Source organism: Pseudonocardia sp. SID8383 (assembly GCF_009864975.1).
Lineage (GTDB): Bacteria > Actinomycetota > Actinomycetes > Mycobacteriales > Pseudonocardiaceae > Pseudonocardia > Pseudonocardia alni.
In genome coordinates, this window is record NZ_WWFY01000704.1 from 1 (window position 1) to 412 (window position 412).

The following is a 412-nucleotide window of genomic DNA, read 5'->3' on the forward strand; positions in this document are numbered from 1 at the left end:
AGCGCACGGCCGAGCTCGTCGCGGCCGGTGCACCGCTGGTCTGGGGTGCGGTACTGCCTGTCGACGGCGACCGGCGCGGCACCGCGGAGCTGCTCGTGCGCACGCCCGCCGGGGGCTACGTCCCGCTGCTCGTCGTGCGCCGCCGGATCACCGATCCGGGTGAGGGCGCGCGCACCACCGCCGTCACCGACCCGTGGCCGCAGCGCGCCCGGCACGACCCGGACCGCAAGGTCCGCTCCCAGCCGCGCGACCTGCTGGCCCTGGCCCAGCTGACCCGGCTGCTCGAGGCCGCGGGCTGGGCGCCGCCGGAGTCGGCCCCGCGGCTCGGCGGGGTGATCGGGCTCGACGCCGACGTGGTCGTCTGGCACGACCTGCGGGCCGGGCACTGGCCCGGCGGCCGGTCCACGCTGGA

The 412-nt window shown here is 79.1% G+C and carries 1 pseudogene; it reads left to right on the top strand.

The features are described from left to right. A pseudogene (locus tag GTW08_RS16955) lies at window positions 1-412 on the top strand (recombinase RecB); the annotation flags it as partial.